The sequence below is a fragment of the Hymenobacter sp. UYP22 genome (assembly GCF_040547285.1).
Classification (GTDB): Bacteria; Bacteroidota; Bacteroidia; order Cytophagales; family Hymenobacteraceae; genus Hymenobacter.
Genome location: NZ_JBEPPK010000002.1, coordinates 489,753 through 502,659, shown reverse-complemented (window position 1 = coordinate 502,659; position 12,907 = coordinate 489,753). Strand labels below are relative to the sequence as shown.

The 12,907-nt window shown below is 60.0% G+C and carries 13 protein-coding genes; 5 read left to right on the top strand and 8 right to left on the bottom strand.

All coding sequences use genetic code 11. The features are described 5' to 3' along the window. Window positions 1–103: 103 nt before the first annotated feature. Both def and ruvX read right to left on the bottom strand, forming a co-directional pair. Entirely contained in the window at window positions 104–703 is a 600-nt protein-coding gene (gene def / locus ABIB60_RS05590) for a peptide deformylase (protein ID WP_354578311.1), read from the bottom strand. Next, window positions 700–1,110, bottom strand: coding sequence for a Holliday junction resolvase RuvX (gene ruvX / locus ABIB60_RS05585; RefSeq protein WP_354578309.1), 411 nt, complete (start codon window positions 1,108–1,110; stop codon window positions 700–702). Before ruvX ends, def begins: the two co-directional genes overlap by 4 nt. Before the next feature lie 489 nt (window positions 1,111–1,599). Between ruvX and ABIB60_RS05580 the strand changes: the two genes are divergently transcribed. Continuing rightward, entirely contained in the window at window positions 1,600–3,213 is a 1,614-nt protein-coding gene (locus ABIB60_RS05580; protein WP_354578307.1) for a S41 family peptidase, read from the top strand. 162 nt (window positions 3,214–3,375) lie between these two features. Here the strand turns inward: ABIB60_RS05580 and ABIB60_RS05575 are convergent, their stop codons facing one another. After that, window positions 3,376–4,365 (bottom strand): transglutaminase-like domain-containing protein, encoded by a 990-nt coding sequence (locus ABIB60_RS05575; RefSeq protein WP_354578305.1) that lies wholly within the window; start codon window positions 4,363–4,365, stop codon window positions 3,376–3,378. A 192-nt stretch (window positions 4,366–4,557) separates the two neighbouring features. Between ABIB60_RS05575 and ABIB60_RS05570 the strand changes: the two genes are divergently transcribed. Both ABIB60_RS05570 and ABIB60_RS05565 read left to right on the top strand, forming a co-directional pair. After that, window positions 4,558–5,766, top strand: a complete 1,209-nt coding sequence (locus tag ABIB60_RS05570; protein WP_354578303.1) for a homogentisate 1,2-dioxygenase — start codon at window positions 4,558–4,560, stop codon at window positions 5,764–5,766. Between the two features lie 263 nt (window positions 5,767–6,029). After that, window positions 6,030–6,560 carry a hypothetical protein gene (locus ABIB60_RS05565; protein WP_354578301.1) on the top strand — a complete coding sequence of 177 codons (531 nt, stop codon included), beginning with the start codon at window positions 6,030–6,032 and terminating at the stop codon, window positions 6,558–6,560. 97 nt (window positions 6,561–6,657) lie between these two features. Here the strand turns inward: ABIB60_RS05565 and ABIB60_RS05560 are convergent, their stop codons facing one another. The 5 genes from ABIB60_RS05560 to ABIB60_RS05540 all read right to left on the bottom strand — a co-directional run bounded on the left by ABIB60_RS05560 (window position 6,658) and on the right by ABIB60_RS05540 (window position 10,989). Continuing rightward, window positions 6,658–8,214 carry a hydroxymethylglutaryl-CoA reductase gene (locus ABIB60_RS05560; RefSeq protein ID WP_354578299.1) on the bottom strand — a complete coding sequence of 519 codons (1,557 nt, stop codon included), beginning with the start codon at window positions 8,212–8,214 and terminating at the stop codon, window positions 6,658–6,660. A 103-nt stretch (window positions 8,215–8,317) separates the two neighbouring features. Further along, on the bottom strand, window positions 8,318–8,524 hold the full coding sequence (locus ABIB60_RS05555; RefSeq protein ID WP_354578297.1) for an energy transducer TonB: 207 nt from the start codon (window positions 8,522–8,524) through the stop codon (window positions 8,318–8,320). Between the two features lie 238 nt (window positions 8,525–8,762). Then, window positions 8,763–9,281: an energy transducer TonB gene (locus tag ABIB60_RS05550; RefSeq protein WP_354578295.1), complete on the bottom strand. Its 519-nt coding sequence runs from the start codon at window positions 9,279–9,281 to the stop codon at window positions 8,763–8,765. Continuing rightward, on the bottom strand, window positions 9,278–10,081 hold the full coding sequence (locus tag ABIB60_RS05545) for an energy transducer TonB (protein ID WP_354578293.1): 804 nt from the start codon (window positions 10,079–10,081) through the stop codon (window positions 9,278–9,280). Before ABIB60_RS05545 ends, ABIB60_RS05550 begins: the two co-directional genes overlap by 4 nt. A 125-nt stretch (window positions 10,082–10,206) precedes the next feature. Further along, a complete protein-coding gene (locus tag ABIB60_RS05540; protein ID WP_354578291.1) occupies window positions 10,207–10,989 on the bottom strand; it encodes a WG repeat-containing protein in 783 nt (260 codons plus the stop codon). A 225-nt stretch (window positions 10,990–11,214) separates the two neighbouring features. On the opposite strand from ABIB60_RS05540, the gene ABIB60_RS05535 reads away from it, so the two are divergent. Continuing rightward, on the top strand, window positions 11,215–12,030 hold the full coding sequence (locus tag ABIB60_RS05535; protein WP_354578289.1) for a phytanoyl-CoA dioxygenase family protein: 816 nt from the start codon (window positions 11,215–11,217) through the stop codon (window positions 12,028–12,030). 92 nt (window positions 12,031–12,122) lie between these two features. Beyond that, window positions 12,123–12,905, top strand: coding sequence for an SDR family NAD(P)-dependent oxidoreductase (locus tag ABIB60_RS05530; protein ID WP_354578287.1), 783 nt, complete (start codon window positions 12,123–12,125; stop codon window positions 12,903–12,905). Window positions 12,906–12,907: the final 2 nt, after the last annotated feature.

Below are 12,907 nucleotides of genomic sequence, written 5' to 3'. Positions count from 1 at the left end.
TCACGTCAGCACGGTTTTGTGCAAGTGTGAGAAGGCCCTTCGCTATGCTCAGGATGACAGAACTGCTTTGACTTTTTAACTTTCTGACTTTTCCCTTAAAAACTTACCGTCGGCCCTGACCGGCAAACTTCATCCGGTAGTCGGCATTCACGTCGCCCTTGCTAATGCGGGCCAACTTGCCCTTCAGCAGCTGCTTTTTCAACCCCGACACGTAGTCGGTGAACAGCACGCCCTCCAGGTGGTCGTACTCGTGCTGAATTACGCGGGCCGTCATGCCCGAGAAAGTTTCCTCGTGCTGCTGGCGGTTTTCGTCTTCGTAGCGCAGCACAATGGTGGAGTGGCGCACCACCTTTTCGCGCACGCCCGGAATGCTCAGGCAGCCTTCCTCAAACGCCCATTCTTCCCCGGTTTCGCTTACCATCTGGGGGTTGATGAAGGCGCGCTTCACGGGGCCGGCCGTGGGCTCCTCCACAATGGGGTTGCCTTCTTCGTCCTCGTCCATCATGGGCTCGGAGTCAATTACAAACAGGCGGATGCTCTTGCCGACCTGGGGCGCCGCCAGCCCCACGCCGTGGGCGTAGTACATGGTGTCGTACATGTCGGCAATAATTTGCTGCAGCTCAGCGGCCGGAAAATCAGCCGGAATGGGTTTGGCCTTGGTCTTGAGCACGGGGTCACCGAAGGCGACAATGGGGTAAATCATCGGGATTCGAGGTAGGATTGCAGAATGATGGTAGCGGCCACTTTGTCTACGGTGGCCTTGTCGCGGCGGTCCTTTTTGCTTAGCCCGCCCGCCAGCATAGCCGCGTGGGCCATGCGGGAGGTAAACCGCTCGTCTATCTCGTGCACGGGCACCGCCGGAAACTCCTTGCGCAGCTTCCGCACCAGGCCCACTACGGCACTGGTAGAGTCGGTGGCCTCGTTCTGAAGATTCTTCGGCATCCCAATCACCAGGGCATCCAGCGGGTCGCGCTGATGGTAGGCTTTTAAGTACGCCAGCAAGTCCTGACTATGAATCGTATCGAGCGGAGAGGCAATAAGCTGGAGCGGGTCCGTAACGGCCAGTCCTACGCGCTTGTGCCCGTAATCAATGGCAAGAATTCGGCCCATGGCAACAAGGTAAAAGGTGAAGCCGCTTGGCTGCGGTTTGGGAGTAGGCCGTAGCCGCCCGCAAAGATACGAGGCCCTGCCGGAAAGGTACCAGATGCCCAGCCTGCGGTTAGTGGCCGGTACCGAGTGTTAGGGCCAATTCATCCGGTGAAGCCAGGCGTCAGGCGAATAAGTAAGGTCTTTCTAAAATCATAAATTAATCTTTGCACCAGGTTCATAATCAGGTAATTTAAAGTTGAACTGAAACAGGTTTACTAATCCAATTTTTGGGTTTGATCAAGGTAAAATTGTACTGTTATCTGAAAATGATTCTGCCTGTATAGGTGCCTTGGCATTCTTGGAAAGTTTCAATAGTTTTGAAGGCTTGCCCGTACCGTGTATTTCTGACTATCGATTGAACTGCTACTCTCTCAACGCGTTATGACCCCCGAGCCAATCGACTCGTCGCCATCCGCGTCGCAGCCAACTCCGCAAAATGCCCGGTGGCGTGTGCGTCAGCCGCTCCTGTTGGCGCTGGCCTTGCTGGCTGGGGTGCTGCTCGGGGCCAACCCGTTTCGTCCCTCCGACCAGAACCCCGACCTCACGGCCCGTGGCTACCTAAAGTTCAAGGAAATACTCAGCTACGTGGATCGGGACTACGTGGACTCGGTAAACGCCGAGGAGTTGTCGGATTACGCTATCAGCCGCATGCTGGAGCGGCTGGACCCGCACTCGGTTTTCATTCCGGCCAAGCAGCAGCAGCAGGCATCGTCCTTCTTGCAGAGCGACTACGATGGCATTGGGGTGGAGTTTAACCTGTTCCGGGACACCGTAACGGTAGTGGCCCCGCTAAGCGAGGGCCCCGCCGAGCAAGCCGGCCTGCAGCCCGGCGACCGTATCCTGACCGTGAATGGGCAGCGAGTATCGGGTATGCACCACACCACCGAGCAGGTATTTGGCAAGCTGCGCGGCCCTCGGGGCAGCAATGTGCAGCTGCTACTGCTGCGGCGCGGCCTGCCCAAACCCATTACCGTGCAGGTAACCCGCAACCGCATCCCCAACGCCTCCGTGGATGTAGCCTACATGGTGGACAGCCAAACCGGCTACATCAAAGTGAGCCGCTTCGCCAGCGGTACGTATGATGAGTTCAAGTCTGCTTTGGGTGATTTGCGCCGGCAGGGCCTCACGCGGTTGGTGCTGGATTTGCGCGGTAACCCCGGCGGCTACCTCGACCGGGCCACCAAAATGGCCGATGAGTTCATCGGGGGCACCAAGAAGATTGTGTACACCGACGGCAAAGGTGACCAGTACGACACCCAAACGTTTTCCCGGGTAGTGGGTGAGTTTGAGGAAGGCTCCTTGGTAGTGCTGGTGGATGAGGGCAGCGCCTCGGCCGCCGAAGTGCTGGCCGGCGCTCTGCAGGACCATGATCGGGCCGTGCTGGTGGGCCGCCGCACCTTTGGCAAAGGCCTGGTGCAGCAGCCCATTGCCCTCCACGACGGCTCGGAGCTGCGCCTGACCATTGCCCGCTACTACACACCTTCGGGCCGGAGTATCCAGAAATCTTACCGGGGCGGGCTCACCGAGTACGAGAAAGACCTGCAGAACCGCCTGCGCCACGGGGAGTTGTTCCACGCCGACAGCATCCACTTTGCCGACTCCCTGAAGTTTCGCACGGCCCACGGCCGCACGGTGTACGGCGGGGGCGGCATCATGCCCGATTTGTTTGTACCCCGCGATACTTCCGCTACCTCGGCTTACTACACGCGGCTGCAGAGCAGTAACCTCATTCGGGAGTACGCCGTGGCCTATTACCAGGAGCACAAGGACGAGATGGAAGCCCTGCGCTTTGAACAGTTCAACCAGACGTTCCGCGTAGGTGAAACCCAGCTGCAGCAGCTGGCCGCCCGCGCCGCCCATAACGGTATTGCGCAGGATGCAGCGGGCCTGCGCCGCAGCACCCCACTGCTCCGCACCCAGCTCAAGGCCCTCATTGCCCGCAGCGCCTACGGCAAATCGGCCTACTTCCAGGTGCTTAACCAAGACGACGTGGAAATGCAGCAAGCCCTGAAAGCCGTGCAAGAGCCCAACAATCCGGTAATGCTAGGGTTGTTGGAGAAGTAAGCAGGCAGAGTTACGGTCAGGCCGCTCCAAAGAAACAGAACGTCATACTGAGCGCAGCCGAAGCATCTCTACCACTTCGTCTGAGCCGTTCATCGAAGCGGTAGAGATGCTTCGGCAAGCTCAGCATGACGTTCTTATAAGCTTTCCTAACGGCCATAATCCCTACTTCATATCCTGAAACCGAAACGTCTGCTGGATGCCCGTCAGCGGTTTGCCGTCGGCTTCGGCATAGGGGTAGATAAAGTAATTGAGCGGGGCGCTTTCCTGACGCGGCGACAATACCAAATCTCGGCCCCGGGTGAACTCCAGGCGGTTTTCGTCGTGGGCCCCGAAGAAGTAGTTGCGGCGGGCGGGGTTTTTAGCAGCTTCCGAAGCATCCACGGGCACCCAGCCCGTGGCGGGTGTGTAGAACTCGGCCCAGCAGTGGTAGCCCTTGATTTCGCCCTGGCCCCGCTCGGGCGGGAGTGGAAACCCGATGCTGAAGCGGGCCGGAATGCCCAACGCCCGGCAGTAGCCGATGAACACGGCGTGGAAATCGGTGCAGTTGCCCCGGCGGGCGTCGCAGGCGTAGTAGATGTCGCCCCGGCCCCAGCCCTGGCCAGTTTTGTCGTAGGTCACGGTGCTCACCACGTGCTCGTAGATGGCGCGGGCTTTTTCGAGGTCGGTTTTGGCCTGGGCCTTCGTGACTACTTCCTGGGCCCATTGTTTGATTTTATTGTCGAGGGGCACGAGGCGGTCGGGCTGAAGCCAGCGGGCCATGTTAGGGTCGGCGGCTTCGGTGGGGCGCGGTTTTTTAGGCGCGGGGGTGGTCAGGTAGGGGTTGAGGTGCTCCCGGCGGGTGGCCTGCAGCTGCATTTCTACCCGCAGGTTGGCAGCCTGGGCAGCGGCTACTTTCAGGTGCAGCAGCTGGTTACCGTACTGCCCCGTGCGCACGGTGTAGGGAACGATGGTTTTCACCGTCAGGCTGCTGACCTGCTGGGAGGCATCGGGGTGAGGCACTGGCAGCCACAGCTCCACCGAGTCGGTGCCAGCGGGCAGGGGCGGCACCGTGGCCGCGTACGTGAAGGTGAACGTGCGGCTGCGCGGCGCGGGGGCGGCCGGTGGGGAATCGGGCGTCAGGAACGAGAGCAGGGGCAGCAGGAACGACAGCATAATGGGATAAGAGGTGTGGATTGGGGAAAGCCGAAACGCACCGGAAAAGTTGCCAGGGCCGCCGTTGTGTAAAGGTACGGTGGCCGTTGCCGGGTGGTCTGCGTTGTACTGGGCCAGCACTTCAGCGGCAAATCCTGTACCTTCACTGCCCGGCATTCCTTGCTTGTTTCCCACCCGCAATTTTCCACCCGTATGCCCTTCTACCAACGCCTAGGCCAGATTCCGCGCAAGCGCCATACCCAGTTCCGCCAGCCCGATGGCTCCCTCTACCACGAGCAGCTGGTGGGCACGCTGGGCTTCCACGGCGTCTCGTCGCTGCTCTACCATAAGCACGCGCCCACCGAAATCAAGAAGGTAGGGGAGCCCCGGCCCTTCGCGCCCAAGCTGCTGAAAGACCGGCCGCTGGAGCCCGCCCACCTGCGCACCCTGGCCCAAACTACCACCGGCGGCGACTATCTGCAGGCCCGCCAGACCCTGCTCGGCAACGCCGACGTGACCATGAGCATCTGCAACCCCACGGAGCAGCGCATGGATTACTACTACAAGAACGCGCTGGCCGATGAGGTAATTTTTGTGCACGAGGGTCGGGGCGAGCTGTGGAGCCAGCTGGGCAAGCTGGCCTTCGAGCCCGGCGACTACGTGGTAATTCCGCGCACCATCATTCACCAAATGCACTTTGAGGAAGGGCCGGTGCGCCTGCTCATCATCGAGTCGTTCAGCCCCGTGGAAACCTGCCGGCGCTACCGTAACCACTTTGGGCAGCTGCTGGAGCACGCGCCCTACTGCGAGCGGGACTTCCGGGGGCCATCGGAGCTGATTGAAGGCGACGTACGCGAATCGGGCGAGTACGAGGTGCGGGTGAAGAAGGACGGGCTGCTGCACACGCTGGTGTACGGCCACTCACCCTTCGACGTGGTGGGCTGGGACGGGTACTTCTACCCCTACGCCACCAGTATTCACGACTTCGAGCCCATTACCGGCCGCATCCACCAGCCGCCACCCGTGCACCAGCAGTTCGAGGGCAACAACTTCGTGATTTGCTCCTTCGTGCCGCGTTTGTTCGACTACCACCCGCTGGCCATTCCGGCTCCCTACAACCACTCCAACGTCGATTCCGACGAGGTGCTGTACTACGTGGCAGGCAACTTCATGTCGCGCAAGGGCGTGGATCTGGCCTCGTTTACCTGGCATCCTAGCGGCATCCCGCACGGCCCGCACCCCGGCACCGTGGAAGCCAGCATTGGCAAAAAGGAAACCCACGAGCTGGCCGTGATGCTCGACACGTTCCGCCCACTCTACCTCACCGAAGCCGCCCTGCCCTACGTAGACCCGCGCTACCCCATGAGCTGGCAGCCCGGCTTCGTGCCCGACCCACCGCGCGCGGCGGATATGATGGATTAGCCGGCTAGAACTGTCATTCCGAGCGAAGCGAGGAATCTGGGTAAAGTCGTTAACCGATTCTATCAGATTCCTTGCTTGGCTCAGAATGACAGTTCCGTTGGTTTGCACGCGAAAAACCGGAACCGGGACGTTAGGCAGCTAGCGTCCCGATTCCGGTTTTATCGAGTTGCTGATGGAGTTGGTGTGGCACAATTCGTGTTCTGGCGGCTCAGGCAAACCGGAACAAACCGGCGCTTCGTACCTTCGGGCAAATTGCAAAACCCATGAAAAAAATCCTGTTTCTGGCCCCCGTACTGGTGGTACTGGCTTTTCTGAGCAGCTGCGACAAACTGGACAAGCTGCTGACGTTTTACATTGAAGATTCGCAGTCGGTGAAGATTGCCAGCGCGTTTCCGGTGGGGCAGATTATTCCTCTCACCCCCATTTCGGTGCCCACCCGCTCCGATGAGAAGTTCAAAAACGAAAACACCAGCGCCAACCTGGTGAAAGACGTGAAGCTCGACCGCCTCACCCTCACCGTGACGGACCCCAGCACCGAAAACTTCGACTTCCTGCAGAGCATCAGCATCTACATCAGCACCGACAGCAACGACCGGATTCTGCTGGCTTCGCAGGACAACATCCCCACCGGTGTCAACACCCTGCAGCTCACGCCTACCAAGGAGAAGCTGGATAAATACGTGAAAGCCAGCAGCTACACGCTGTCCACGGAAGCCCGCATCCGCAAGCCCATCAGCCGCGACATCACCATCCGCACGGATTCCCGCTTCAAAGTAACCGCCGACCCGCTGTAACGGTGATTTAGTGAATTGGTGAAATGGTGAGTGGCCGTTCCGTCGGCGCAGAATGCGCTAACAGAACGGCCACTCACCATTTCACAACTTCACTAAATCACCGATTCCGGCCGTATTGCTCGTGGCTGCTTACCCAGTCGGAGCTGCTGATGGCGGCACCCAGGCTTAATTCTCCGGCCAGCACCACGCCGGCCACTATTTCAGCAAATTTGTTGACGGTGCCGCGGCCCACGCAGCCCAACATGCGCAGAAACTCGTTTTGGGTGGCCAAGCCGGTGCCGCCGCCGTGGGTGGCTACAATGAGGCTGGGAATGGTGATGCTGATGTACAGGTCGCCCTCGGGCGTGATTTCGGAGTAGAGCACGCCGGCTGAGGATTCCGAGACGTTGGCCACATCCTGACCGGTGGCAATGAACATGGCCGTGATGCCGTTGGCCGAGTGCGCGCCGTTGTTGTTGGCCCCCGAGATGAACGCGCCCACGTTGCTCACCTGCCCGTGGTAGGCTAGCTGCTCGGGCGTCACGCGCATCCGCTGCTGCAGAATGTCGCGTTTGATGACGGCCTCGGCTACCACGCGCTTGCCCCGGGTGCGCATCACGTTGATTTGGGAGGCCTTTTTATCGGTAGCGAAGTTGCTTTCGAGGTAGAAGTGGCGGATGGGTGCGCCTTTGTAGTGCTCCAGAATCCAGGAGCAGGCCGCGAAGGTAGCCCGGCCCACCATGTTCTGGCCCGCCGCGTCGCCGGTGCTGAAGTTGAAGCGCAGGTAGGCGAATTTGCCCGCCAGGTAGGTGTCAATGTACTGGAGCTTGGCTACGCGGGAAGTGCTTTCCGCCTCGGGCCGAATCTGGTCGATTTCCTCCTCCACCCACTTGCCAAAATCCCGGGCCCCACGGGCGTCATCGAATACAAACACCGGGGCCCGCTGCATGGCATCCCCAATGACGGTGCATTTCACACCCCCACACAGGTTCAGGAGTTGAATGCCGCGGTTGTAGCTGGCTACCAGCGTGCCTTCGGTGGTGGCCAGCGGAATCAGGAAGTCGCCCTGGGCGTGCTCCCCGTTGACGTGCAGCGGCCCGGCCAAGCCCACCGGAATCTGGGCCACGCCGGTGAAATGCTCACAGTTGCCCTGCAAATCGTGGGCATCGAAGGAGTAGTGCTTGAGGTGCTGAAACTGCTGACCCGAAAACTCCTCGGCAAACCGCTGCCGGGCCTGAATGGCGTCGTCGGCGTAGTCGTCTTCCTCGGAGCGCGGAATCTTGTTGCCCTGGGCCGGCAGGTTGGTAATGGAATCCTCCACCTCCACTGTCAACTCCCCGAACGGATCAGCCGAAAACTGCACCTGCACCTTGTGCATGCCTTCGGGCAGCGGCTCAGTGTGCAAATGGAATGTGGCTGACTGGCCCACCGGCAGCGTGAACCCGGCGGCATCGGCGTTGAAAGTGGTGGCCGGCCGCACGTCGCCCCCGCCCAGGTCCAAGGCAATCTGCTCCACACCAATTCGCTTGCCATCCAGCACCACGGCCTCCACGCGGGTAATGCGCACGGTATCGAGGCGGTTTTTGATGCTGAAGGCCACGCCCTCGGGCGTGTTGTGCAGGCTGCCGCGGGTATACAGCAGCTTAAGCAGCATGGGGCTGGGCGTGAAAAGCATAGGGCGGGAGAAGTTGAGTGGAGGTTCTACGGGAGCGGAAAATAGAAAGGTTTTCCGGACTACGGACAACAGGATTCAACTTACACCAGAACCGTAGCAGTGGTTACGGATGAAAGAAGAATGGGAGCGTGTAGCCAACATCGATTGGCTGGCGCTTTTTGTTGGTTCCTGGCAGGAAGTGCCCGCTTAGTAGGTTGGCTACCCGAATTGCCTCAGCATCGGCGGCGGGATGCAAAGTGCGCACAACAGCTACGTTGCCGACATGGCCTTTGCGGTCTACTATAAAGCGCACGTATACTCTTCCGCTCACGGATATAGGCTATCAGGCCAATGGATATTCCTGTTTAAGAAGCCGATGAGGGCAGTATCGCCACCAATAAAAATGGGCATACTGTTCTCTCCCGGCCCAAAACAGTCGCGTACGGGCAGGACTTCTATGTTGGAGTTTCTATGCAACCCGGTAGCGTCTACCGCTTCGGCTATCTGGGCAAAGGCCCGACTGCTGACGAAAAGCAGACCCAAGCCGAACAACCTGAATGACGCAGTCTTCATTTCAAAGCGAAATAAACAGGAACTACTACCTCGTGCGCCCGTGCTATGCCGCCGCAGAGGGCCGGTGAAAAGCAGCCATTGAGCAACTGCGCTACGCGTAAGGCTTCGGCATCAAAAGCAGGATGCAGTCCTTTTATAACCTTAAAACGATAGGCGTTGCCATCCGTGTCAACTATAAAGGAAATAAGCACCTTACCCTCAACCTGCATGCGTAACCCCATGCTGGGCCATCGTATATTCTGCTGGATGAATAGCAGCAGGTTGTCTTTCTTGTTACGCTTGATATAAGCGGGCATCACCTCACAAATTGTAACGGGTCCGCCCTTGCCAATGGTTCGGTAGGTTTCGGAAGTAATGATGCCTGATACTCCATCTTCGGCCAGCGGTTCAGTCTTTAATTCTAGTGGCCTGCCACGCAATCCGACAGTGTCTATTGTTGCCTGCGCGGCAACCGTTTGGCTACCCGCAAGCAGACACGCCACTACCCAAACCGTGGAAATCGACTGAATTTTCATTTGCGCTTGCGGGCTGCTGGTTGTGTGGCGGCAGCTGACTTAAACGTAAACGGAATAGTGTAGCCTACGGGTACCGGCCGCTTGTTCTGCTGGCCGGGCGTGAAGTTGCCATCCAGTAGTTTTACTACGCGCACGGCCTCCGCATCCAGCGCCGGGTGCAAGCTCTTGGCTACTTGCACGTCGCGCACGGCCACGGTTTCGGTAATTATGAACTTGACAAATATCCGGCCCTCAAGCGTCTCCGGAGCCTCAGTGGGTCGATGAAAATTAGCGGCAATAAACTTCATTAGCGCATCGGTACCGCCCTTGAAAACGGGCATCTGCTCCACATAGCCAATAAATGGTAAAGCGGCAGTGGCTGCCGGTTCAACTGAGCTAAGAGCGGATTTATCTGGTATGCCCTTCTCGTTGCTCGGCAGTTGAGGCAGATACATTTTGATGGGTGTAGTTGCTGGCAATGCTTTTCGCACCTGCCCCACCGCCTCCCGCGCCGACAGCCCCAGCCCGCACACCAGCAGCAGCGCCACCAGAAACTTCCGCTGCCGGGGCCGTAGCGCCACGCGTCGCGGCAACGGCTCCGGCTGCTCCGGGGCCAACTGCTGTGGCTGGAACCGGCCGCACACCCGGCCATCGGGGGAGGTGCGGAAGGCGGCTTGCAGTTCCGGTTGGGTGGCTTGGGTGAAATCCAGCACGGTGCGGCTGCATTGGGCGCAGTGGCGGCCCTGGGCGGTGGGCGTCATCTGCTGCCAGTCCTCGTGGCAGGCTTGCAGGCGCACATTCAGGATGGGAAGCGGCAGCATAAGAGTATAAGATACTGAATTAACCCCACCCCCAGCCCCTCCCCTCCGGGAGAGGGGTGCGTTCAACGACACACTGAACTTGCATCTGGCACCCCTCTCCCGGAGGGGAGGGGCTGGGGGTGGGGTTACTGCTCGTCGGTCCAGAACTCGTGGCCGGTGCTGTCGAGGTAGCCGGCGCGGCCGTTGGGGGTTTGCACTCGGGCTACGTCCTGCAGGAAGGGCTCGGCCTGGAGGTAGCGGATTTCGGTGAGGCGGTTGCCCTCGGCGTCGAGGTAGCCGAACAGACCGTTTTGCTGCACCACGGGGTATATTAGGTTGCCGGTGAGGCGGATGGCATCGTACTGCAGGGGCTGCACCAGCTTGCCTTTGGCGTTGAGCACGCCCCATTTGCCGGCCTGCCGCACAAACAGCAGCCCGTTGTAGTTGTCCCGGATTTCATCGTAGATGGCCGGCACCGAGGCCGTGCCCACCGTGAAGCGGAAACCCACTTTGCCGTCTTTGCGCACCACGTCGCCCTGTTCCAGCGGCTCCTCTTCCAGCTCAGTGGCTGCCGGCTCAGTGAGCCGGTGCCCGCTGGGCCCGATGTCGAAGGTTTCGCCGCTGAGCTCCACGGTTGCCCGACCCTGACGGAAATTGCCGGCGCGGGTATACTGGATAGGCGTTACGGGGTTACCGCCCCCATCAATGTAGCCGAATAGGTTGCCCTGCCGCACCCAGGCTAACTCCTCCTGAAAGGGGCCGGCCTCATCAAAGCGGGCGGGCAGCACCAGGCGGCGGCTACGGTCGGCGTAGCCCCAGCGGGTGCCCTGGCGAAAGGGCACGAGGCGGGTAGCAGTGGTTTGCGCGTGTGCCACGAGAGCGGCTCCTGCGCACAGCAGGAGCAGCCACGACAGCAGCAGTCGTTTCATGCGGAACGGTGGTTGGTAGGGCAGCGGCAGTACCTGCCAAGATACGCATTACGCTGCAAACCAAATAGGCGCTGGCTGGTTGGTTCACTCATTCTTCACTGGTTATTGCGTACCCTGGGCGCTGGATTCGAGCAGATGAATTGACCTCAATACCGCCCGGCCCCGCCTTTACCTGTTATCTTTGCCGCTGCCTGAACGGGCGTGTTCCTGACCGCCTCTCCCCTTATGTCACCACAATCAACCTATCCACGCTTTACCCTGGGCGAGAGCCTAACACCGGAGCAGCTGGATTTTTTTCGCCAAAACGGGTTCCTGCATTTTCGCGCCTTCATTGAGCCCGCCACCGTGCACAGCCTGCTGCGGGCTTCCGAAGCCGTGCAGCGGCAGTGGCTGGCCGATGATGTAAAGAAGGTGAACGGGGTACCCATCAAATACGGCAAGGACGTGGACGGCTCGCCCATCGTGCAGCGGTTCGCCTTTGCCTCCCACCACAGCCCGGTGCTGCACCAGTTTCTGCAGGACCCTCGTTTTCGGGCGCTGTTTCCGCTGCTGGAAGCGCCCGGTGGCCGGGTGGGCGTGAATGAGAAAGACGGCCTCGTTATCAATCACTATGTGAACGTGCCCGGCTCGGAGTTTTCGCAAATGGGCTGGCACACCGATTCCCTACGGGACGTGTTCTACGGCAAGAAAATCGGACCAATGCTGAACGTGGGCGTGCACCTGGATGGAACGCCCGCCACCAACGGCGGCCTGCGCCTGATACCCGGCACCCACCGCCAGGGCCTGCGCGACATCCTCTTCCGCAAGAAATACTACAAAGACGTAGGCCCCGACGAGCACGAGGTGGCCGTGGAAACTGAGCCCGGCGACCTGACCGTGCACGACGGCCGCATGTGGCACCGCGTAGCTCAGTCGCCGCTGGTGGGGGAGGTGTCGCGCCGCCGGGTGATGTACGTCCCCATCATTGCCGGTAAGTACGAGCCCAAGCACGACAACAGCCCCACGCCGTTCTACCTGCGGTTTTTACACTTGGTTAAATAGTGAAGTTGTGAAAGGTGAAGTTGTGAAAGTCCCGGCAACCTGGATTGGCACAACTTCACCATTTCACAACTTCACCTTTCACAACTTCACCCTTGAAAACAGCACTGATTACGGGCGCCTCGCGCGGAATAGGGCGGGCCATGGCCCTGGAGCTGGCCCGGCGCGGCTACGATGTGCTGCTGACAGCCCGCTCAGAAAATCAGCTTAGGGAAGTAGCCGCCGAGGTGCAGCAACTGGGCCGGCAGGCGCAGGTACTACCGCTGGATCTGGCCGTACCGGGCGCCGCCGGCCAACTAGCCGAGTGGGTTCTGGCGCAAACTACTGAGCTGGCGGTGCTGGTAAATAATGCCGGCTATGGCCTCTGGGGGCGGTTTGAAGAGCTGAGCATGGAGGAGCAACAAAACATGCTGCAGCTAAACATGCACCTGCCCGTGGCCCTCACGCATGCTCTGCTACCCACCTTGCGCCGCCAACCGAAGGCCTACATCCTGAACGTGGCCAGCACGGCCGCCTACCAGGCCGTGCCCACGCTTACGCTGTACGCAGCCAGCAAGGCATTTGTGCTTAGCTTCAGCCGGGGCCTGCGCTACGAGCTGCGCGACACCTCCGTATCGGTAACCTGCCTGAGCCCTGGCGCTACCACCACCGATTTCGCCGGCCGGGCCGGTATGAATGCCGAGCTGCAGGCTACCGCCAACAAAGTATCCATGACACCCACGCAAGTAGCCCGGGCCGGTATTGCCGCCTTACTGGCCGGTGAGGCCGAATTGATTCCCGGCGCCCTCAACAAAGTGTCCGCCACGCTCACCAGCCTCGTCCCGAAAAGCCTGACGGAGCGCATTGCCGCCGGCATTTACGAGAAGCATTTGAAGTGAGG

Coding starts and splice junctions, on each gene's coding strand:
- def (WP_354578311.1), bottom strand. CDS start 703: ATGATTTACCCCATTGTCGCCTTCGGTGACCCCGTGCTCAAGACCAAG.
- ruvX (WP_354578309.1), bottom strand. CDS start 1,110: ATGGGCCGAATTCTTGCCATTGATTACGGGCACAAGCGCGTAGGACTG.
- ABIB60_RS05575 (WP_354578305.1), bottom strand. CDS start 4,365: ATGCTGTCGTTCCTGCTGCCCCTGCTCTCGTTCCTGACGCCCGATTCC.
- ABIB60_RS05570 (WP_354578303.1), top strand. CDS start 4,558: ATGCCCTTCTACCAACGCCTAGGCCAGATTCCGCGCAAGCGCCATACC.
- ABIB60_RS05565 (WP_354578301.1), top strand. CDS start 6,030: ATGAAAAAAATCCTGTTTCTGGCCCCCGTACTGGTGGTACTGGCTTTT.
- ABIB60_RS05560 (WP_354578299.1), bottom strand. CDS start 8,214: ATGCTTTTCACGCCCAGCCCCATGCTGCTTAAGCTGCTGTATACCCGC.
- ABIB60_RS05550 (WP_354578295.1), bottom strand. CDS start 9,281: ATGAAAATTCAGTCGATTTCCACGGTTTGGGTAGTGGCGTGTCTGCTT.
- ABIB60_RS05545 (WP_354578293.1), bottom strand. CDS start 10,081: ATGCTGCCGCTTCCCATCCTGAATGTGCGCCTGCAAGCCTGCCACGAG.
- ABIB60_RS05540 (WP_354578291.1), bottom strand. CDS start 10,989: ATGAAACGACTGCTGCTGTCGTGGCTGCTCCTGCTGTGCGCAGGAGCC.
- ABIB60_RS05535 (WP_354578289.1), top strand. CDS start 11,215: ATGTCACCACAATCAACCTATCCACGCTTTACCCTGGGCGAGAGCCTA.